The sequence below is a fragment of the Caballeronia sp. A2-2 genome (assembly GCF_057612605.2).
This window is the reverse complement of the sequence record NZ_CM173618.1, coordinates 1,359,438-1,380,260: the sequence shown is the minus strand read 5'-3', so window position 1 is coordinate 1,380,260 and position 20,823 is coordinate 1,359,438. Positions and strand designations below refer to the sequence as shown.

Below are 20,823 nucleotides of genomic sequence, written 5' to 3'. Positions count from 1 at the left end.
CGGTCATGAGTGTATTTCCAGAGGTCAGTGTGGCATAGTTCGACCATTACTGATTTTGGAGGACAAGATGGCCACGCTAAAAGCATTGCAGGACAAGATCGCGAAACTTCAGGCTCAGGCCGAAGCGATTGCCCGGAAAGAATCGTCGGCAGTCTTCGATAAGATTCACGGTCTTATGAAGAAACATGGACTCACTGCCGACGATATCGCCTCGCATTTCCGCAAGCCGGGTGCGGGCCGCAAGGCAGGCGCTGCGAAAAAATCGACCACGCGGGCAAGCGCGGCGAAATATACGAATCCGAAAACCGGCGCGACGTGGACCGGTCACGGGCGCGCGCCTGCATGGATTGCGAATGTAAAGGACCGGAGTAAGTTTCTGACTGACGAAGCCAGTGCTTCGACAGCCGTTGTTCATAAAGCGCCCAAGGCAGGCAATTATGTACGCGGACCGCAAGCGCCTATGTACCAAGATCCGGCAAGCGGCGCGACGTGGAGCGGCCGGGGCCGTGCGCCGGCGTGGCTTGCGGACGTCAAGGACCGGACGGCTTATCTGATCGAAAAGGCGGGCAGCGCTTCCACGAAAGCGCCCGCTAAAAGCGCTAAAAAGACGGCGGCGAAAAAAGCTACGGTAAAGAAAGCGGCGGCTAAAAAGAGTGTGCCGACGGCTAAGCAGGCGGCTAAAAAGGGCGCTGCGAAGAAGACTGGCGCTAAGCGCGCGGCTGTGAAAAAAGTCGCCACGAATGAGATTTCGATTCCGGCAACTGGACAAGACAGTGCCGGAGAAGTCGCTGCCGCGTAATAAGCGGTATCAGAGCGCGTCCAGTGCATTCAGGATTTCATCGGTCGAGAGCCTTCGTGCATAGTCTTCGTCGATAAAGGCGAGGCGAATGGTTGCGCTCCGATCGATCACGAATGTGGCTGGCAGCGCCAGCGTATCGGCGCCCGCCGGCCCATTCACCGTGCCGAGGTCGTGTCCTCGTTCCCGATAGACTTGCAAAAGGTCGACGGGCAACGCATAAACAATCCCGAATAACTTCGCCACCGTATTGCCGGGGTCGTAGAGCACCGGAAACGTCAACGCGTTTTCTTTCTGTGTCGCGACTTGCCTGTCGGGCAATTCGGGAGACACGGCCACGAGCGATGCGCCGCGCCGCTCGATGTCGGGAAGCGCCTGCTCCAAAGCGCGCAGTTCGATCTGGCAATACGGGCACCAGTTGCCGCGATAGAAGCTGAGAACGGCCGGGCCGGATTTCAGTAAATCCCGCGAATGGATCTGTTTTCCTGCACTATCGGACAAACTGAAATCAGGCATGCGGTCACCGGGTTTCAGACTGGAATCGCGAATGCCGGATGCAATCAATTCGTCTATTGCGCGGTCCATGATCGCGGTCTGCGTCGCCGGCACGAATTGATCGCGCAGGCCCCGTATTCTGATAAGTTCGGAAACCATGTCGATCATGTCTGCGGCTCCTTGTGATTCGTTTGTTTCATGGCACTGAAATGCTCCGCACGATCTGCACGGGTGCGTGACGTTTCGGTTTCCTTCAGAAATTCGGCGGCGCGTTCGCCGATAACCACGCATGGCGCCATCGTATTGCCGGTCGTCACACGCGGCAAGACGGATGCGTCCGCCACGCGCAAGCCTTCCACGCCGTGAACCTTCAGCTTGCCGTCTACTACCGACATGCCGTCGAGTCCGATTCGCGCAGTGCCGCTTTGATGCCAGAACGTCGTCAGGCCATTGCGGATGTAGGCAGTGAGCGCGGCGGGATCGTAAGACCACGGCGCGATCTGATGCCTGTTCGATCCGGCCAGCGCAGGCGCACGGCCCATCTCGCGCGCGAAATGCAGCCCGCTGATCAGATCGGTCATATCCTGCGGCTCGCCTAGATAATTGGCATCGATTCGCACCGGATCGGCGGCGTGCGCGCCAGTCAGATGAATGCTTCCACGGCTCAGCGGCCGCATGCCGATGACCTGCGTCCAGCCGTGCTCCGAAGGCACCACGCCGGACGCATTTTCAGGCGTGAGATAAGCGCCCGATATGGCATAGCTATAAAAGTTGGGGCTATCCAGTTCCGAGCGGCTTTTCCAGAAAATCGCGGTCTGACTGCGGGGAGAATTGCCCGGCAATTCGCCTTCGCCCGCCCAGACAGCGGCAATGGAAACGTGATCGTGCAAGTTACGTCCAACGCCTTCCAATGTTTGCAACGCAGTGATGTTCGCGCGTCGCAACTCATTAGCAGGGCCGATGCCGGATTGCATCAAGAGCTTCGGCGTGTGAATCGCGCCGAGCGACAAGACGATTTCGCGATCCGCTTCGACCGTCAGCCGTTTGCCCTGATATTCGAACTCGACTTTGCGCGCACGACGGCCGTCGAAAAGAACACGGCTTACAAGCGCGCCGGTCAGCACGGTCAGATTGGGCAGCGCCATCAGTGGATAGACATAGGAACGAAAGATCGACTGGCGCTTTCCGTCGCGAATGGTTTCATCGACCAGCGCGCAGCCGCCCGAAGCTTCCATCATGCGGCCGTTGGCATTCGGAAAGCGCGCAAGTCCGACGGATTCGGCGGCGTTCATCAATCGCTCCGAGAAAGGAAAGGGCGCTTGTGCCGGCTGAACATGCACGGTGCCGCGCGTGCCGCGATAGGCATCGTCCGCTTGGCCGGTCCATTTCTCGATGCGTGTGCGATAAAGATCGAGCACGCTTGCATAACTCCATGCCTTCTCACCAGCCAGTTTGGCATAGAGATCCCAATCGGCCCGATGTCCTCGCGACCACGTTGATACATTGATGCTCGAACCGCCGCCCAGACCTTTTCCCATCGAATAGGCGAGTGCGCGGCCATCGAGTCGCGGATTGGCTTGTGCGGCGAAACCCCAGTCCATGGCGCTGCCCAATGTCATCGGCCAGCGATTTGGGTCTTGGACGAGTTCGCTTTCGTCATCGCCACCCGCTTCGAGAAGGAGAACCCGCAGATTGGGATCTTCCGCGAGCCTCGCCGCCACCACGCATCCCGACGTGCCCGCACCGCACACGATAAAGTCGTAAGCTTCGCCGATTCGAGTCGCCAGCGCGTGTTGATTACGCCGGACCTGCCCGGCAAATTCTTCGTTCGATTGCATGAAAACTCCGTGATCGCTCGTATGCGAGCGCGCTTGCTGAAAGACCTGTATAGGGTTCGGCAAGATTAGCGGCGCGGCCTCTCGACGTGAATGGCGGCGCGTCTCACTTATCGGCTCGATCGTCTCAAGTTGCCGCGTCGAGCCAAAATGCTTCGAACGCCGAACGATCGGGCAGATTCAGCTTTTCGCGGGGGGATAGAGCGTGATCCCGAAGCGCGGTGCGGCTTCGCGCATCTTGGCTTTCTCCGCATCGGTCGGATCGTGTGGCGTCACGGGTTCATGGCGGGCGGGCGCGCATGCATCGACAAATCGATCGAAACCCGCAGGCGTGCAGATCACGACATAGCGCGCGGTCCGCGACCCGGTATTGATCAATCGATGACGGCTTTTCCGGGGAAGATAGGTGGATGCCCCCGCGCGCACGAGATGCGTTTCTCCGTCGATCTCCACGGTCATTTCGCCATCGAGCACGAGCAGCGATTCGTCCTCGCTTTCGTGACTGTGCATGGGCGTGGCGCGGCCTGCCGGTGAGAACATTTCGAATGCGCAATAAACGCCGCCGGTGTCATTCCCCGACAAAAGCAGGCGGGCGCGGGAACCTCCGAAACTGTATTCGACGACTTTATCGTTCAGTACGAACATGAATGCTCCTTGATTGAGTTCGGGCGTGCCCGAACGTGTCTCGCCAAGTCAATGCGTTTGTCTTGCAAGAGGCGAAAGGAGACATTCTTGTCCGGCCGCGCCAGTTGAAAAAGCACTGGCGAGCCGTTGCTGTCGTGGCATAAAGTCGTGAATCGATATCAGCCGGGTCCGTCGCTGGCGGCTGACAGCAGCGGCACGATAAGGTCGCTGATCGGCGTCGGGATGCCGTGAGCCCTTCCGCGTCGCTGGACGATTCCATTGCGGCAGTCCCATTCGAGCGGACGGCCCGCTTGCCGGTCGGCGAGGATGGATGTGCCGAGATCGGCCGGAGCACGATGGAATCCGTCGACGATTTCTTGCGGCACTTCGTCGCTCAACGTGGCGCCTTCTGCGCGTGCTACTTCGAGACATTCCCGCAGATAGGCCAGTGAAAGTGCGGTGATGTCGGAACGCGAGAACATGCCCGCACGGCGGCCCGTCAGCACCATCAAGCCCGCTACTGCGTTCTGCAACAGCTTTCGCCAGGCGACCGAAACGAAATCGGCCGATACATCGACGGAACAGCGCGTACCGTTCAAGGCCGCGAGCACGAGGCTGGCTTCCGGCGTGTCGGGCAAGGTAAGACGTGCCTTCGCACGCAACCAAACCGAGTTGTCGGGTTCGCGTTGAGCGGGAAACCAGACCACCGAAGGAAGCACAAAACTGCCGGGTAAATACGGTGCAAAAAGCGCTTTCTGTTCAACGCCGTTTTGCAGCACGCAGACAATCGTCTTCTCAGTGCATAGCGCTGAAAGCCACGGCGCGGCTGAATCTATTTGCGTCGATTTGACTGCGACGAAAACCAGATCGAAGGGTTTGTCGATCTTTGCCGGGTCGGTCAGCACCGGTCCTGGCACCACGACAGACCCGCCATCGAAACGTAGTTCGAGCCGCTCGTGCGCGGTGCGTCCGACAATCGTCGGCGTGCGTCCGGCTTCGTGAAGCGCTGCGGCGACGGTTGTGCCAATGGCTCCCGGACCAATCAGCGCAATGGTCGGATTTGCAGAAATCGTCATAAGCGTGTGGCCTTGATAGTCGATAAAACCTGATCGGGCAATGACAAAAAAGTCATCGAGAGGTAATCCGTGCGTACCTGCTTACTCTTTATATTTCCTGCTGAAAACGAATCAAGACAGGAGCAGGAAATGAAAGATGAAAAGCATTTTTCCGCGAGCGACAAGTGGCTGCAATCTTACTATTTCACGCGCTTTGCCGTTTCCAGTGTGTGGGTCGTGCTTGCATTGACCTTGGGTCGGCACATGCCGATCATCGGCGCGGCGTTGCTCGTTCTCTATCCGCTTTGGGATGCAGCCGCGAACTTTATCGATGCCGCGCGTAACGGAGGATTCAAGCGCAATCCCACTCAGGCGTTGAATGTCGTAGTGAGTGGAATCACGACCATTGCAGTCGTATTGGCGCTTGGGATGAGCATGAACGCCGTATCCGGCGTGTTCGGCGCATGGGCGGCGTTCTCGGGCATGCTTCAGCTTGCGACAGGCGTGCGCCGCTGGAAAACGCACGGCGCACAATGGGCGATGATTCTAAGCGGCGCGCAATCCAATCTCGCGGCCATTCATTTTCTGATGCGTGCTCATTCGCAAGCCACTTCGAGCGTGGCGGACGTCGCGCCGTATGCCGCCTTCGGTGCTTTCTACTTTCTCGTGTCCGCCGTTTCGATGGCAATATCGGCACGACGCCATCAAGCTGCGGCCGCGAATCAAACGTGAAAAAGCCCGCCTCGAAGGGCGGGCTATTTGTTCAGGCAGCGTAACGCCGCTCCGGACTTTCCGCGCGCTTCTTTCTTGCCAGCGCGGCAGGCGCGGTTTCCTTCATCGCGAGCGCGCAACACGTAGAGACTATGCCGAGCGCCGAGAACATCAGCGCCGGTCCGATCCAGCCGAACGCGCCGAACATGGCCGTCGCGATGATCGGCAGCAGCCCCGCAATCACGGAAGCACCGTTATACCCGAGCGAGATGCCCGACGAACGCACGTTCGCCGGAAACTGCTCCGAGAACCAACTCGCCTCGACCGCGAAAATCGGATCGTGACTGAACAGCAGCGAGAGCGCCACGGCGACAATCACGGCAATCACCGCGCCCGTGTTGATGAGCATGAACATCGGGATACCGAACAAAATGGTGAACAGCGCGCCCAGCATAAACACCGGACGGCGGCCGATTCTGTCGCTCAGCGCGCCGTAGATCAGATGGCTCGCCAGCCCGATGAAGGAACCGATCAGCGTGCCCCACAGCACATGCTTGGTCGTCGAAACATGCGCGAGCACCACATACGACAGCATGAAACTCGTCGTGATGTAATAGCCGCCCGTTTCCGCCATGCGCAGGCCGATGATCTTCAGAATGCTGCGCCAGTCGCTCTTGATAACCTGCAACGCGGGCTGCTTCACCACTTTGTTCTCGGCCTTCACCGCTTCGAATTCCGGCGATTCCGACACGCTCATCCGAATGAAGATGCCGATGGCGACCATCACAAAGGAAAAGAGGAACGGCGCGCGCCACACCCAGTCGCCTTCAAACAGTTCGCCCGACAGAAGGAACGCACCGTTGGCCAGCAACAGCCCGAGCGGAATGCCCAGTTGCGGCACCGCGCCGAAGAAGCCGCGACGTTTTTCAGGCGCATGCTCACACGCCATCAAAACCGCGCCGCCCCATTCCGCACCGAAACCGATCCCTTGAATGATGCGCAACAGAATCAGCCCGATGGGCGCAAGCACGCCCGCTTGCGCATAAGTCGGCAATGCGCCGATCAGAACGGTCGCGCAACCCATGCCCACCAGCGACCAGAACAACACCGCCTTGCGCCCGATGCTGTCGCCATAGTGTCCTGCAAGGTAACCGCCAATGGGCCGGAACAGGAAGCCGATGGCGAGCGTCGCGAACGACGCCAGAATGCCCACGATCGGCTCGGTCGTGTGAAAGAAGATCTTGCCGAACCACGCGGCCGCGGCGGTGCCATAGATGAAGAAGTCGTAGCTCTCGACCGCCGAGCCGACCATCGAGGCGATGGCGACCTTGCCCGCGCGGGCTCCCTTGATGCTGCTCATGTCGTGTAGTCTCCGTACCGTCTTTTGTTCGATGTACTCAGCGCCAGGTTTCGATCACGCGGCTGTCGTCGCGCAGGCCGAGACCCGCATCGGCGGCTTCGTGGTAGCGCGCGTTGGCGAGCGCCAGCAAGGGCACGTCAGCGCCGCATGTCGCCGCTGCATCCGCGACGAGATCGCTGTCCTTCACGAAGATGTTGATCGAACTGGTCACGCTCACGTCCGTGTCCTGCAGCATGCGCGGACCGCGATCCGAGAGCATCCACGAGCCGCCCGCGCCTTTCTCGACGAGTTCGAGCACGGCGGCCTGATCGAGACCGAGCTTGCGCGCGAGATTCAAGGCTTCCGCCGCCGCCACGATATGCACCGAGCACAAATGCTGATTCACGACCTTGATCGCCTGACCGTCGCCGAGTTTCGGCCCGGTGACGCGCACGGTGCCCATTGCATCGAGCACGGGGCGCACGGTGTCGATATCCGCTTGATCGCCCGAGGCGAAGATCACCAATTGGCCGGTTTTCGCGCGCGCGGTGCCGCCGGTCACGGGCGCATCGACCACGCGTGCGCCTGCCGCGATCAGGCGTGCGCCTTGTTCGCGGATCGAATCCGGCCCGACCGTGGACATGACGACCCACGTCTGACCAATCACGCGCGTGCCGACGCTTTCCACGAGCGACGCCAGTTGCGCCGGCGTCGCGACCATCGCGATCACGACATCGGCGACGGGTGCGGCGGCGAAGCTGTCCATTGCGGCAAGCCCGCTTTCCTGCGCCATTTCACGCGCGCGGCTCGACAGATCGATGCCGGTCACGCTATGTCCCGCGCTCTTGATTTGCAGCGCCATCGGCAAGCCGATCGCGCCGATTCCAATAACTGTTACGTTCATGATGATTAGGATTCCCAGATTACTTCAGCCACGTCTTGATGTTCTCGACGATCGATGCCGTCGAAATGCCATAGCGGTCGTGCAATGTGGGCAACGCGCCCGCATCGAGAAATTGATCGGGCAGGCCGATATGACGGAACTCCGGCATCACGCGATTGCGCACCAGCGCGCTCATCACTGCTTCGCCCAGACCGCCGATCACGCTATGGTTTTCCGCGACGATAACGAGCCGTCCCGGCTTGCGGCATTGTTCGACGATGGTGGCTTCATCGAGCGGCTTGATGGTCGGCACATGCAGCACGCCCACACTCGCCGAACCATCGTCAAGCGCTTGTGCGGCTTCGAGCGCGCGCATGGTCATGATGCCCGAGGAGACGATCAGCACGTCGCCGCCGTCGCGCAGCATCTTGGCCTTGCCGAGTTCGAACGTGTAGTCGTAATCGTCGAGCACGGCGGGCACCTTGCCACGCAACAGACGCATGTAGACGGGACCGTTGTGCGCGGCCATCGCGGCGACGGCTTGCTCGGTGTCGAGGGCATCGCACGGATCGATCACGGTCATGCCGGGAATCGCGCGCATCAAGGCGAGGTCTTCGGTTGCCTGATGGCTCGGGCCGTAACCCGTCGTGAGGCCCGGCAGCGCCGCGCAAATCTTCACGTTGAGATTTTCTTCCGCGATGATCTGATGGATGAAGTCATACGCGCGGCGCGTGGCGAACACGGCGTAAGTGGTCGCGAACGGAATGAAGCCTTCCTTCGCCATGCCGCCTGCCGCGCCCATCAACAATTGCTCGGCCATGCCCATCTGAAAATGACGCTCGGGGAATGCTTCTCTGAAGATATGCAGGTCGGTGTATTTCGACAAATCCGCCGTCATGCCAACGATATTCTGCCGCTTCTCCGCTTCCGCCACCAATGCATGGCCGAACGGAGCAGGGCGGGTCTTCTGGCCTTCCGACGCAATCGACGCGATCATCGCGGAAGTCGTCAGACGGGGTTTCTTCTCAGCGACGGCGCTCATGCCTGGTCTCCTTGCTGTGCTTGGCGATGCTTATGATTTTCGTCCAGCACGGCAATCGCCTGCTGCCATTCTTCGGGATCAACCCGGATAAAGTGATTCTTCTCGCGCGTTTCGAGGAACGGAACGCCTTTGCCCATCAACGTATCGAGCAGGATCACGCGCGGCTTTGCTTCGGTCAGCGAACGACATCTGTCGAAGGCTTCGAGAAGCGCAGGCATGTCGTTGCCGTTCACGCGTTCGACGTGCCAGCCGAACGACACGAACTTGTCGGCGAGCGGTTCGAAACCCAGCACGTCATGCGATGCACCGTCCGCCTGCTGACGATTGATGTCCACCATCGTGATGAGATTGCCGAGGCCATGATGCGCAGCGGACAACGCGGCTTCCCACGTCGCGCCTTCATCGAGTTCGCCATCGGACATCGAGTTATAGACGAATGCCGGATTGCCTTTCAGACGCAAGCCGAGCGCCATGCCAACCGCGATGGTCAAACCCTGACCCAGCGAGCCGCCCGAGATTTCCATGCCGGGCGTGTAGCTCGCCATGCCGGACATCGGCAGACGGCTGTCGTCGGAGCCATAGGTTTCAAGTTCAGTTTCGGGGATGACGCCCGCTTCGATCAGCGCGGCATACAGCGCGATTGCGTAGTGGCCGTGTGAAAGCAGAAAGCGGTCGCGGCCTTCCCATTCGGGATCTTCGGGGCGAACGTTCATCGCGTGGCACCAGGCGACGGCCAATGCATCGGCGAGTCCGAGTGCCTGGCCGATATAGCCTTGCCCCTGAACCTCACCCATGCGCAGCGCGAAGCGGCGAATGCGGTAAGCGTGATCGTTGAGTTTCGCGAGTCGTGCAGATGCCGAGCCTGCTTGCGGCTCGACCTCGGTGGTCATGGTCATGGCTGTTCCTGCGGAAGACGGTGTCGTTGATTCCTCGATAACCTCCGATTGCCGCAGTTGTCTCCTGTTCAGCAATCGGGTGGTGTGGGAACGAGGTGAACCTAATGTATCCTTGACGGAACAAGGCCGACAAAAGAAAAGATTGCATCAGCTCATGAATGCCATTCACGAATCCCGCCAATGAACGTGTTCCGCAAGATTCCACTTTCGTATATTAGGGTTTTCGAGGCTGCCAGCCGGACGCTTTCTTTTGCGGAGGCGGCGCGCGAACTCAGTCTTTCTCCAAGCGCGGTGAGTCATGCCGTGCGCAAGCTGGAGGATTCGCTCGGACACCGCTTGTTTCAACGCAGCACGCGCGAAGTGCATCTGACTCGCGAAGGCACGACCTTGATGGAGCACATTCAGCGCGGCATGGACGAGATGCAGCGCGGCTTCGCTTTGCTTGCCAATGAGGAGCGCACGCCGCTGCGGCTGCATACGGCGCCGAGTTTTGCGACGCAATGGCTATTGCCGAGGCTTGCGGGCTTCGTGCGCGATCATCCGAATATCGATCTGCGTTTTTCCGCGAGCACGGACTACGCGCGCTTCGATGATGATTTCGATCTCGATATCGTCTATGGCGAACCCAAGCCGTCGCCGCATGAAAAGATTCCGCTTGCACTGGAAGGTCTTGCGCCGTTGTGCACACCTGCGCTTGCCGAACGCATTCACAAGCCCGAGGACATGTATCACGTTCCGCTCATTCAATGCGAAGTGCAGATGGTTCAATGGAAGGGCTGGTTCGAAGCCAATCAGATGCCGCCGCCGAATCACTACGGCCTGCGTTTCGACCGTAGTTCAATGGCGATTGCCGCCGCAGTCGATGGCCTGGGTGTCGTGCTCGAATCGACCTTATTGTCTGAACGTGAATTGCAGCGCGGCCAACTGGTGCGACCGCTTGCGGACTCGACGCGTGAAGTCGAATACATCGGACATTATCTTGTGCATCCAAGGCGGCAACATCGGCACGAGGCTTTCGAAACATTTAAGACCTGGCTACTCAATGCGTTGGGTATTGGGGGCAACGGCATTACGGCGAAGCATTGATAAGAATGAGTTGGCGTTTCCTCTTATCACATGACCACATCAGAATAATTTAGAAACGACGCATTCCGAACATACGAAGTCCTGATCGATCGATACCCTTCGGCAAAACGGAGGGATCCAATGGGCGCAACGACAAAACAAACGGGCGGCGCATTGCCGGCGCTCACGAGTATTCGCTTCATTGCAGCTTTGACCGTGGTGCTTTCTCACTACACTGCCTTAGGGTTATTAGGCATGCCAAAGGCGTTCACGGATTTCGTGGACGGCGGGCGTTCTGCGGTATCGCTATTCTTCGTACTTTCCGGCTTTATCCTGACTTATACCTATCGCGAACCGCTTGCACGAGGTGGTCCACGCTCCTTCTATATTGCGCGCGTGGCGCGTATCTATCCGGTCGTCTTGCTTGGACTTGCGCTCGTGGCGCCGACAATATTCTGGTTGCTTCATACGGGCGATAGCACGCGCATGCTCGACTGGTTTGCGCTCAAGAATTCGGTGAGTTTGTCGCTTGCCGTGAGTCTGGTCTGTCAATTGTTATTGCTCAATGCGTGGCTTCCGTTTGCCGCGATCAATCAGCCATGGAACGGACCGTCGGACAGCGTATCGTGCGAAGCGTTTTTTTATACGGTCTTCCCGTTTCTGCTGAAGAAGGTCGATGGACGCGGCCTGCGCTTCATCATGCTCGTGTGTTTTTGCGCGTGGCTGATGCAAGGCGCGGGCATGATGCTGATCGAAAACACACTATCGCCTGCGCGTAGTGGGTTTCTGGTGGTGGCGCTGCCGCTTCTGCGCATCGCGGAATTCATGCTGGGTGTGGGTGCCGGCTTCGTGTTCATGCATATGCGCGATGTTTCTTCACACCGGCAAACACGCGGCATGGTGCTGGTCACCGTGGCTAGCGTGGCGTTGATCGCGCTCTCGCTCTGGCGGCCGGTTATGCCCGCGTTTTACGTGCAATCGCCGTTCTTCGCGATGCTGATCCTTGGACTTGCCCTGATGGACCGTCCGGTGTTCGGCTTATTGAATTCGCGCTGGCTCGTGAGACTTGGCGAAGCAAGCTACTCGCTTTATCTGATTCATGTGCCGATTGCTTACCTCACGCTGCTCGCCGGTTTCAATCGCACCAATGGATGGATGGTGCTGATATTCGTGGTTTGGACAAGCATTGTCGTATTCGGTTTTTATGAAGAGCCGATGCGGCGCGCGGTTCGCGCGCGCCTGAGCCAGACGCGCGAACCGGGACTGGCTTCGCTGCGCCGCGTCGAGGATTGAGAACGCGGCGGACCTTCAACCTCAGACTTGCGCCTGCCCGCCATCGACGAACAATTCCGCGCCATTCACGAAGCTCGAATCGTTTGAAGCGAGAAACAACGCTGCGGCGGCGATCTCGGTCGGGTCGCCCACGCGGCCCATCGGAATGCGGGATGCGAGATAGTCCAGCAAGCCTTGCTGTTGCGTGGCGTCGGGGCCCGCGAGTTCGACCAGACCCGGCGTTTTCGTCGCACCGGGGCTGATGGTGTTCACGCGAATACCGCGATCCTTGAGATCGAGAATCCAGCTACGCGCGAAATTGCGAATGGCCGCTTTCGAAGCTGAATAAACGCTGAAGGCTGCCGTGCCTTCGATGGTGGTCGTCGAGCCCGCGAGAATCACCGAAGCGCCTTTGGACAGCAACGGCAAGGCCTTTTGCACGGTAAAGAGCGTGCCCTTCACGTTGCGATCGAATGTGTCGTGATAGTGCGCCTCCGTGATCTCGCCGAGCGGCACCATCGAGCCGCCGCCCGCGTTGGCGAACAGCACATCGAGCCGGCCTTTCTCACGGCGAATTTGTTCATACAAGGCATCGAGCTGATCGAGTTTCGACGAGTCGACCTGAACGCCGGTTGCGTTGTCTATGGCGGCGACGGCTGCATCGAGTTCGGCCTGACGACGGCCGGTGATATAGACATGCGCGCCTTCTGCCGCAAAGCGCTTGGCGGTTGCGAGACCAATTCCGCTGGTTCCACCGGTAACGAGTGCAATTTTTCCTTCGAGTTTGCGTGCCATGATTGTTCTCCAGGATTTCGGTTGATGCTGCGATGTAAAGAGAATATCGACGCTTGCCTCTTTTCGAAATAGAATCGCCTGCAAACCATCATTGCAGAAATGAAATGACCAAGGTGCCGGACTTTGAAGGCCTGGCGATGTTCGCCAAGGTGGCGGAGGAGGGATCTTTTGCAGCGGCGGCGCGTGCAATGGGTCTGTCTGTTGCGACTGTCTCGCGTGGCGTGGCGAGACTGGAAGCGCGTTTAGGAGCAAGACTCTTTAACCGGACTTCACGCCAATTGGCATTGACGGAATTCGGCGGCACGATTGCTGAAAAGGCTGGCGAACTCTATCGTCAGGCGGAAGAAACCGAAAATTCCGCGCGGGAAATGTCGCTAAAGCCGCGCGGTCTCGTCCGGCTCGCGGTGCCGATGTCTTTCGGTTTGCGCTGGGTCGCGCCGCTTTTGCCCGCTTTCTTTCGCCAATATCCCGAGGTTTCCATCGATCTGCATTTGTCGGATGCCACGGTCGATATCGTCGCGCAAGGCTTTGACGCGGCCCTAAGAATTGCCGCCTTGCCGGATTCCTCGCTGGTGGCAAGACGACTGTGTCCGGTGTCGCAGCTTGTGGTTGCATCGCCGGACTATCTGGCGCGCACCGGACGGCCTAAGCATCCGCGAGAGCTAAATGGCAGGCCGTGTCTTTCTTATGCTTATCGCGCGCGCAACGAAGTGTGGCGTTTCGAAAACGATGCAGGCGAAGAAGAACCGATCACGCCAATCGGGCCACTGCGCGTGACCAATGCCGATGCACTCTTGCCCGCGCTGCTCGATGGTTTGGCCATTGCCGAATTGCCCGAATTCATTGCAGGCGAATATCTTGCGGACGGACGTCTTGAGGCCATCCTCACGGATTGGCATTTGACACGCGGAGGCCTGTATTTCGTGACGCCATCGGCGAAGGCGCGCCCGGCGAAAGTCACGGTGTTGGCCGAGTTTTTAGCCGCCCATCTTGCGCAACCGGCGTGGCTTGGCACGCTTTCTAAAGAGAATCAAAGATGATTAAAATCCATCACCTCGGTCATTCACAATCGGAACGGATCGTCTGGCTTTGCGAGGAACTCGACATTCCTTACGAACTCGAAAAATACACGCGTGATGCAATCACTCAATTGTCGCCGCCCGAGTTGAAGGCCATGCATCCGCTTGGCGCGGCGCCGTTGATCGAGGAAGACGGCATCCTGCTTGCCGAGTCCGCGGCGATCGTCGAATACATTCTCGCGCGCCATGGGCGCGGGCGTTTGCAACATGCGCCCGATCATCCGGATTTCGTGCCCTATCTCTATTGGTTTCATTTCTCCAATGGCAATCTTCAGCCGGTGCTGGGCAGATCCATGTTTATCGGGCGATGCGGGCTCGAAGCGGATCATCCTATTCAACAGGCCGTGCAAGGGCGATTGGAGAAAGTGCTTGCATTGATCGAATCGCGGCTTGCACAACACGACTATCTCGCCGGAAGCGAGTTCACGGCGGCCGACATCATGAGCGTTTTTTCGCTGACCACGATGCGTCAGTTTCATCCCGTCGATCTCAGGCCTTATCCAAACATATTGGCTTATCTCAAGCGTATCGGCGAAAGGCCCGCTTATCAACGGGCCATGGCTAAAGGCGATCCCGATATGACGCCGATGTTGAAGTGATTTTTCTAATCCGCGCTTTTCGCGTGCGACGCGAGTTCGCCGCCACCGCAAGCGCCTGGCCCTCGCTGCCGATACAAAATTAAAAAAGGCGTTACGATGCATGCGCCAGGCACGCGCACTGCGTGAACACGCCGGGCCGTCCGACGCGATGCGCGCACACCACTGCTTGAGGAGATATCTGATGACAGACCAGGCTTCCGCAACTTCTACAGCCGTGAAAACCGTTCCGGCTCCGCGTGATCCGCAGCTTCGCAAGATGGCGAATTGCATTCGGTTCCTTTCGATGGACGCCGTGCAGAAGGCCAAGAGCGGCCATCCGGGCGCACCGATGGGCATGGCCGACATCGCCACCGTGCTGTTCAAGGATTTCATGCAGTTCGATGCCGCGGACCCGCACTGGTTCGACCGCGACCGGTTCGTGCTGTCGAACGGCCACGGCTCGATGCTGCTTTACAGCCTGTTGTACCTGACGGGCTACGCCGACATGACGCTGGACCAGTTGGAACGCTTCCGTCAGGTCGGCAGCAAGACGGCGGGACACCCCGAATACCGGCATGCCAATGGCATCGAACTGACGACCGGGCCGCTCGGGCAGGGCATTGCGGAATCGGTCGGCATGGCGCTGGGCGAGCGCATCATGAATGCGAATTTCGGCGATGAACTCGTCAACCACTTTACCTACGTGTTTCTCGGCGATGGCTGTCTGATGGAAGGCATCAGTCAGGAAGCCATTTCGCTGGCGGGCCATCTCAAGCTGGGCCGCCTGATCGCGTTCTGGGACAACAATTCCATCTCGATCGACGGATCGACGAGTCTTTCTGTTTCGGATAACGAGGTCGAACGCTTTCGCGCGTCGAACTGGCATGTGCTGGAAATCGACGGGCACGATACGGATGCCATTCGCGATGCCATCAAGACCGCGCGCGCGAAGGACGATCAGCCGACGCTGATCGCGTGCAAGACGATCATCGGCTTCGGCTTTCCGACCAAGGCCGGCACGCAGAAGGCGCACAGCGACGCGCCGGGTGAAGATGAAATTGCGGGCGCGCGCAAGATTCTCGACTGGGATTCGCCGCCGTTCGTGATCCCCGAAGATTTGCTGTCCGAATGGCGCGAGATCGGTGCGAAGGGCAAGTCCGCGAGAATGGCATGGGCGGATCGCGTGAAGCAGGCACCGGCGGAGTTACGCGGCGAATTCGAGCGGCGCACGAGCGGCGAGCTTCCCGCCGACTGGAAGAACGCGATCAAGGCGGCGCGCGCGGAGTTCATCGAAAAGGGTGGTGAGATGGCTACGCGGCAGGCGAGCGGCGCGGTGCTCAATCATCTCTTCGATGCCATTCCCGAACTGCTTGGCGGCTCGGCCGACCTGACGCCTTCGAACAATACGAAGGCAAAGAATCAGGTCGAAATCAAGCCGGGCGATTACAAAGGTTCCTACGTGCATTACGGCGTGCGCGAGCACGGCATGGGCGCGGCAATGAACGGGCTGGCGCTGCATGGCGGCCTGATTCCTTATGGCGGCACGTTCCTGTGCTTCTCCGATTATTGTCGTCCGTCCATCCGTCTCGCCTCGATGATGCGGATTCGCACGACCTTCGTGATGACGCACGATTCCATCGGACTCGGCGAAGATGGCCCGACGCACCAGCCGGTCGAACATCTCGCGGGACTGCGGGCGATTCCGCATTTGGGCGTCTATCGTCCGGGCGATGCCGTCGAAACCGCCGAATGCTGGGAGCTGATTCTGGACCAGCCGCGGCGCGCGGCGCTCATCGCGCTATCGCGTCAGCCGATGCCGCTTCTGCGCAAGGAAGCCGGTTCGGAGAATAAGTCGGCGAAGGGTGCTTATGTTCTGCTCGAAGCCGAAGGCGGTCCGCGCCAACTCACGTTGATCGGCACGGGCTCCGAATTGCACCTTGCCGTGGAAGCGCGCGAGATCATGCAGAAGGAAGGCGTGCCGACTGCCGTCGTATCGATGCCGTGCCGTCTGCTGTTCGAAGAGCAAGACGCCGCCTACAAGAAATCCGTGCTCGGCGACACGTACGCACGCGTTGCCGTGGAAGCAGCGGCGGAACTCGGCTGGGAGCGCTATATCGGTTTCGATGGCAAGTTCATCGGCATGCACGATTTCGGCGAGTCGGGAAAGATCGGCGATGTGTACGCCAAGTTCGACATCACCACCGACGCGGTCGTGCGCGCCGCGCGGGAAGTGGTGGCGAATGTGAAGGGCAAGTAACTTGAATGACCCGTTGGCCGACTGATGAATAGCTCGACCAACGGGCGCTCAATGGGATGAAACCTTCTCGATTGCGCTCGCGCTGAGATCACTAGGGAAGCAGTGCGGATGTTCGAATCCCATCGGCGATGCGCCGGTCGAATAGAGAATATTGTCCGTATTGTTCGGGCCTTGACCGGCGGGCACTGAGCCTAATCCGGCCAGCTTGCGCATGCGATACGCAATCGCGTGATCCGCGCACGCGCTATCGCCGCTCACGCCCAGACCGCCAACGACTTTCCCTCCTGCATAAAGCGCCACGCCTCCGCCGAACGTAATCACTCCGCCTACGGTACGACCAATTCCGGTTCCTTGTTCGAGAAAACGCGAATCGAAGGGATTGGAATTATTCAGTCCATAGAGCGATCCACCCGGTTGAGTCGCGGCGTAAAGGTTCGCGGTCGAGAGCGCGAGTGCATCGTTGCTGAAGCCGTTTGCCGTGAACGCTTTCGCGATGGCTATTGCGCGGCTGCCCGGCCACGCATCGCCAGTCTTGATGACTGAGCACAGATGCCCCTCGCGATCCACGATGGCGGCCCACATTCTGTTCGGCTTGAAGATGCCGCCGTTTGCGTCCGATAAACCGACGACCGTGGCCAACTGACGTTCGACGAGTGAAACCGTGCCTTGCGCAAGCATGCAACGGCCGGGCGGAACATCCTCATTATCATAAGCATGGCTTAATGACGAGATCGAACAAAGTGCGGCGACGACCAGCGCTTTCGAAGTGCGGGCGAGCATGGCGATTCTCCTTGAATGACGCAATTCCAAAACCAATAGAAAGGGCTGCGCGAAGAACTGGGTAAACCGTAGTAGGCCGAATCAAATAGAACGAGCGTGTATGCGCGGCGAAATATGGGCTTTCGAACATTACCTCTCTTACCTTCGGTGATTCGTAATCAAGCCGTATGTTTATCGTCGGCCAAACATTCCACGAACGCTAACGCTGGTCTGACTTAACGCCGTTCTGGAACTAGCTCGTTAAATTGCCTATGCTTTGTTTCGGCTTCGACAAAGATTAGAAAGACGCACCTTACATTCAGCCCACAAGCAGCCCCCAAGCGCAGGCAAAAAACAAATAAGGAGACGTCATGGCAAGCTATTCCCGGGCTTTGCTCGCTGTGGCTGCGGCCGCAGTCTTCACCGTGCCGACGGCGCGCGCCGCCGACGAAATCCAGAACGCCAACACCACGGAGTCCGCGCCGGTTCCGGTGTCGTTGCGACCTGTCTCGCAGACTCAGCTCGACGGCGCGGCGAACGACAGCGCATCCTGGCTGCATTCCAACGGCTCGTATGCGGAAACGCGTTACGCGCCCGCCACGCAGATCAATAAGACGAACGTGGCGAAACTCAAGCCCGCGTTCATCTTCCAGACGGCGGTGATGGAGTCGATGGAAACCGCGCCGATCGTCTCCAACGGCGTCATGTTTCTCACGACTTCCTATAACCACGTCTATGCCATCGATGCCGTCACCGGCAAAGAGTTCTGGCATTACAAGCACAAGATGGGACCGGTGACCACGTTTTGCTGCGGGCCGAACAATCGCGGCGTGGCGATCTCGGGCGACCGGCTTTACATGGGTACGCTCGATGCCAAGCTCGTCGCGCTCGATGCGAAAACGGGCAACGTCGTCTGGGCATCGCAGATTGCCGACCCTGAGGACGGCTATTCGGAAACCATGGCGCCCGTGGTGGTCGACGGCAAGGTGCTGATCGGCACGAACGGCGGCGAGTACGGCATACGTGGCTTCATGAAAGCGTTCGATGCCAATTCCGGCCAGTTGCTCTGGACGTTCTACACGATTCCCGATTCCGGCAGCGAAGGCGTCTGGGCCGAGAACGACGCCGTGGGCCGCAACATGAAGCGCGATATCGACGCGGAGAAAAAGACGCTCGCGGAAAAGGGCCGCGACTTCGAAAAGACCCTTGGCGGTGGCGTATGGATGGCGCCTGCCGTCGATCGCGCGACGCACACGGTGTATTTCGTGGTCGGCAATCCTTCTCCCGATCTGCACGGCGCGATTCGTCCCGGCGACAATCTCTATACGGATTCGCTGCTCGCCATCGATCTGGACACTGGCAAATACAAATGGCATTACCAATACATCGCGCATGATGTATGGGATCTCGATGCAGTGAGTCCGCCGATCCTCGTCGATGTGAAGGACAAAAACGGGCAGATGATCCCGGCGATCATTCACGGCGGCAAGACGGGCTTCGTGTATGTTCACGACCGCCGCGATGGCCACATCATCCGCATATCCGAACCGATGATTCCGCAAGAGGGCGTATGGACATTGCCCACTTCGACGGGCGCTCGCATGCTGCCGGGCGCGAACGGCGGCGTGGAATGGTCGCCCATGGCCTTCGATCCCAAGACGCGCATGGCTTACGCGGCCAATCTGCATCAGCCGATGACGTATCAGGTCGAAGACGCCGCTTATCCCGGCGGGAAGCTGTGGCTCGGCGGCGCGTTCAAGACCATTCCGGGCGAGCAGCAATGGGGCAGGCTCGTCGCGGTGAATGTGGATACAGGCAAGATCGCATGGGGTTACAAGACCGATCAACCGTTGATCGGCGGCGTGCTGGCGACCGCTGGCGGGCTGGTTTTCAACGGTGAAGGGAACGGCTTGTTCCGCGCGTTCGACGCCAACACGGGCCGCAAACTATGGGAATTCCAGTGCGGCGCAGGCGTGAACGCACCGGCCGTCTCGTACATGGTGAACGGCAAGCAATATGTCGCGGTCGCGGCGGGCGGCAACACGCAACTCGACTTCAAGCGCGGAAACAGTCTGCTCGTGTTTGCGCTGCCTTGAGGTGACGATGCGTTTATCGAATCGATCGGGAGTCCGTCTCATTCTCGCAATGTGCCTGCTGATGGCGTTGCCGCCGCTCGCACGCGCCGACGCACAAGCCGGCGCTGCAAAGGCTGCCGTGTGCGTGGCCTGTCACGGCCAGAACGGCAATTCGACGAGCGGCGATTATCCGTCGCTTGCGGGGCAGTCATCGCGCTATCTGTTTCTCGAACTCCGCGATTTCAAGGCAGGTCGCAGAAGCGATCCACGCATGTCACCGATGGCCGCGAATCTTTCTTCGGAAGACATGCACGATCTGGCGGATTACTTCGCCGCGCAGCCGCTTGCCTCGACCGACTTCAAGGCCGATCCGGTGAAAGTGGAAGCGGGCAAGAAAAAGTCCGATGAAGTGCTCTGCACGATGTGCCATCTCGGCGGACTCAAAGGACAAAACGAAATTCCGCGATTGTCTGGCCAACAGTACGCGTATCTCGTCAAGCAGTTGCAGGATTTCCGCGCCAGAAAGCGCACCAACGATGCGGGCAATATGACGAGCGTGACCAAAAACCTGAGCGACGCGGATATCGAAAATCTCGCGAGCTATGCCGCGAACCTGCAATGAAGCGCCTCATCCTTGCGTGCGTCATGCTTGGCTTACTGCCATCGGCTAAAGCCGATGAGAATGCCTATGCATTGAACGAACGGCTGCTCACGGCAACCCGCAATGGCGATCTGCACGCCGTGACTCAGAGCATCGATCAGGGCGCGAAGGTGGATTCGCGCAACCGAATCGGCGACACGCCGCTCATCAGCGCATGCAAGCGCGGCATGACGCCGATGGCGCGTTTGCTCATCGAGCGCGGCGCGAATGTAAATCAGGCCGATGTGCAGGGCATCACGCCGCTCATGGCCGCCGCGTTCGACGGCAACGATGAAATCGTGACGCTGCTTCTCGCGCATCACGCAGACAGCGCGGCGACGGATCGCGTGGGCAAGACCGCGATGGAATATGCGGCCGGACGCGGGCATACCGCGGTCGTGCAACGTCTGCTCGATACGGGCGTCGATGTGAACGTGGCTTATCACAATCATCTGACCGCGCTCATGTGGGCGTCTGGTTACGATCAGGCGCCGACCGTGGCGATGCTGCTTTCGCGCGGCGCCGACCGCAGTTTGCGTGATGATCGCGGCATGACGGCGCAGGATATCGCGGAAGGAACTCACTCGTTTCAAGCACTGAGCGTCTTGAAAGCGCAATGACCGAAGG

General features: G+C 59.2%; 20 protein-coding genes. 10 read left to right on the top strand and 10 right to left on the bottom strand.

What is annotated here, in order from left to right:
- Window positions 1-67 precede the first annotated feature (67 nt).
- Window positions 68-799, top strand: coding sequence for an H-NS histone family protein (locus tag ACZCWR_RS30010; RefSeq protein WP_487305302.1), 732 nt, complete (start codon window positions 68-70; stop codon window positions 797-799).
- Between the two features lie 9 nt (window positions 800-808).
- Here the strand turns inward: ACZCWR_RS30010 and ACZCWR_RS30005 are convergent, their stop codons facing one another.
- From ACZCWR_RS30005 to ACZCWR_RS29990, 4 genes are all read right to left on the bottom strand, one after another.
- The gene (locus ACZCWR_RS30005; protein WP_487305301.1) at window positions 809-1,459 is read right to left on the bottom strand and encodes a peroxiredoxin-like family protein; all 651 of its coding nucleotides are present in this window, start codon (window positions 1,457-1,459) and stop codon (window positions 809-811) included.
- Window positions 1,456-3,129, bottom strand: coding sequence for a GMC family oxidoreductase (locus ACZCWR_RS30000; protein ID WP_487305300.1), 1,674 nt, complete (start codon window positions 3,127-3,129; stop codon window positions 1,456-1,458). The genes ACZCWR_RS30005 and ACZCWR_RS30000 overlap by 4 nt, the downstream gene beginning before the upstream one ends.
- 177 nt (window positions 3,130-3,306) lie before the next feature.
- Entirely contained in the window at window positions 3,307-3,771 is a 465-nt protein-coding gene (locus ACZCWR_RS29995; RefSeq protein ID WP_487305299.1) for a cupin domain-containing protein, read from the bottom strand.
- 158 nt (window positions 3,772-3,929) lie between these two features.
- On the bottom strand, window positions 3,930-4,826 hold the full coding sequence (locus ACZCWR_RS29990; RefSeq protein WP_487305298.1) for an oxidoreductase: 897 nt from the start codon (window positions 4,824-4,826) through the stop codon (window positions 3,930-3,932).
- A 129-nt stretch (window positions 4,827-4,955) separates the two neighbouring features.
- Here ACZCWR_RS29990 and ACZCWR_RS29985 point away from each other — a divergent pair, with 129 nt between their 5' ends.
- The gene (locus tag ACZCWR_RS29985) at window positions 4,956-5,537 is read left to right on the top strand and encodes a DUF308 domain-containing protein (RefSeq protein ID WP_487305297.1); all 582 of its coding nucleotides are present in this window, start codon (window positions 4,956-4,958) and stop codon (window positions 5,535-5,537) included.
- Window positions 5,538-5,568: 31 nt separating this feature from the next.
- Here the strand turns inward: ACZCWR_RS29985 and ACZCWR_RS29980 are convergent, their stop codons facing one another.
- The 4 genes from ACZCWR_RS29980 to ACZCWR_RS29965 are packed head-to-tail and all read right to left on the bottom strand — an operon-like array spanning window position 5,569 to window position 9,574.
- Window positions 5,569-6,876, bottom strand: coding sequence for an MFS transporter (locus tag ACZCWR_RS29980; protein ID WP_487305296.1), 1,308 nt, complete (start codon window positions 6,874-6,876; stop codon window positions 5,569-5,571).
- A 37-nt stretch (window positions 6,877-6,913) separates the two neighbouring features.
- Window positions 6,914-7,759: an NAD(P)-dependent oxidoreductase gene (locus ACZCWR_RS29975; RefSeq protein WP_487305295.1), complete on the bottom strand. Its 846-nt coding sequence runs from the start codon at window positions 7,757-7,759 to the stop codon at window positions 6,914-6,916.
- Between the two features lie 19 nt (window positions 7,760-7,778).
- The gene (locus ACZCWR_RS29970) at window positions 7,779-8,780 is read right to left on the bottom strand and encodes a transketolase family protein (protein WP_487305294.1); all 1,002 of its coding nucleotides are present in this window, start codon (window positions 8,778-8,780) and stop codon (window positions 7,779-7,781) included.
- A complete protein-coding gene (locus tag ACZCWR_RS29965; protein ID WP_488876530.1) occupies window positions 8,777-9,574 on the bottom strand; it encodes a transketolase in 798 nt (265 codons plus the stop codon). The genes ACZCWR_RS29970 and ACZCWR_RS29965 overlap by 4 nt, the downstream gene beginning before the upstream one ends.
- Before the next feature lie 282 nt (window positions 9,575-9,856).
- On the opposite strand from ACZCWR_RS29965, the gene ACZCWR_RS29960 reads away from it, so the two are divergent.
- Together ACZCWR_RS29960 and ACZCWR_RS29955 are read left to right on the top strand one after the other, a co-directional pair.
- A complete protein-coding gene (locus ACZCWR_RS29960; protein WP_487305293.1) occupies window positions 9,857-10,762 on the top strand; it encodes a LysR substrate-binding domain-containing protein in 906 nt (301 codons plus the stop codon).
- A gap of 120 nt (window positions 10,763-10,882) precedes the next feature.
- A complete protein-coding gene (locus ACZCWR_RS29955; RefSeq protein ID WP_487305292.1) occupies window positions 10,883-12,034 on the top strand; it encodes an acyltransferase family protein in 1,152 nt (383 codons plus the stop codon).
- A gap of 21 nt (window positions 12,035-12,055) precedes the next feature.
- Here the strand turns inward: ACZCWR_RS29955 and ACZCWR_RS29950 are convergent, their stop codons facing one another.
- Window positions 12,056-12,808, bottom strand: coding sequence for an SDR family NAD(P)-dependent oxidoreductase (locus tag ACZCWR_RS29950; RefSeq protein WP_487305291.1), 753 nt, complete (start codon window positions 12,806-12,808; stop codon window positions 12,056-12,058).
- A gap of 104 nt (window positions 12,809-12,912) precedes the next feature.
- On the opposite strand from ACZCWR_RS29950, the gene ACZCWR_RS29945 reads away from it, so the two are divergent.
- The 3 genes from ACZCWR_RS29945 to tkt all read left to right on the top strand — a co-directional run bounded on the left by ACZCWR_RS29945 (window position 12,913) and on the right by tkt (window position 16,722).
- The gene (locus ACZCWR_RS29945; RefSeq protein ID WP_487305290.1) at window positions 12,913-13,848 is read left to right on the top strand and encodes a LysR family transcriptional regulator; all 936 of its coding nucleotides are present in this window, start codon (window positions 12,913-12,915) and stop codon (window positions 13,846-13,848) included.
- A complete protein-coding gene (locus ACZCWR_RS29940) occupies window positions 13,845-14,486 on the top strand; it encodes a glutathione S-transferase family protein (RefSeq protein ID WP_487305289.1) in 642 nt (213 codons plus the stop codon). The genes ACZCWR_RS29945 and ACZCWR_RS29940 overlap by 4 nt, the downstream gene beginning before the upstream one ends.
- A 181-nt stretch (window positions 14,487-14,667) precedes the next feature.
- Window positions 14,668-16,722 (top strand): transketolase, encoded by a 2,055-nt coding sequence (gene tkt, locus ACZCWR_RS29935; RefSeq protein WP_487305288.1) that lies wholly within the window; start codon window positions 14,668-14,670, stop codon window positions 16,720-16,722.
- Window positions 16,723-16,770: 48 nt separating this feature from the next.
- Here tkt and ACZCWR_RS29930 read toward each other — a convergent pair whose 3' ends face one another.
- Entirely contained in the window at window positions 16,771-17,502 is a 732-nt protein-coding gene (locus ACZCWR_RS29930; protein WP_487305287.1) for a GlcG/HbpS family heme-binding protein, read from the bottom strand.
- Window positions 17,503-17,852: 350 nt separating this feature from the next.
- On the opposite strand from ACZCWR_RS29930, the gene ACZCWR_RS29925 reads away from it, so the two are divergent.
- Genes ACZCWR_RS29925 through ACZCWR_RS29915 form a run of 3 tightly spaced genes read left to right on the top strand, consistent with a single transcriptional unit; the run spans window position 17,853 to window position 20,816 of the window.
- Window positions 17,853-19,577, top strand: a complete 1,725-nt coding sequence (locus tag ACZCWR_RS29925) for an outer membrane protein assembly factor BamB family protein (RefSeq protein WP_487305286.1) — start codon at window positions 17,853-17,855, stop codon at window positions 19,575-19,577.
- Between the two features lie 7 nt (window positions 19,578-19,584).
- Window positions 19,585-20,178 carry a c-type cytochrome gene (locus ACZCWR_RS29920; protein WP_487305285.1) on the top strand — a complete coding sequence of 198 codons (594 nt, stop codon included), beginning with the start codon at window positions 19,585-19,587 and terminating at the stop codon, window positions 20,176-20,178.
- Window positions 20,175-20,816, top strand: coding sequence for an ankyrin repeat domain-containing protein (locus ACZCWR_RS29915; RefSeq protein ID WP_487305284.1), 642 nt, complete (start codon window positions 20,175-20,177; stop codon window positions 20,814-20,816). Before ACZCWR_RS29920 ends, ACZCWR_RS29915 begins: the two co-directional genes overlap by 4 nt.
- Window positions 20,817-20,823: the final 7 nt, after the last annotated feature.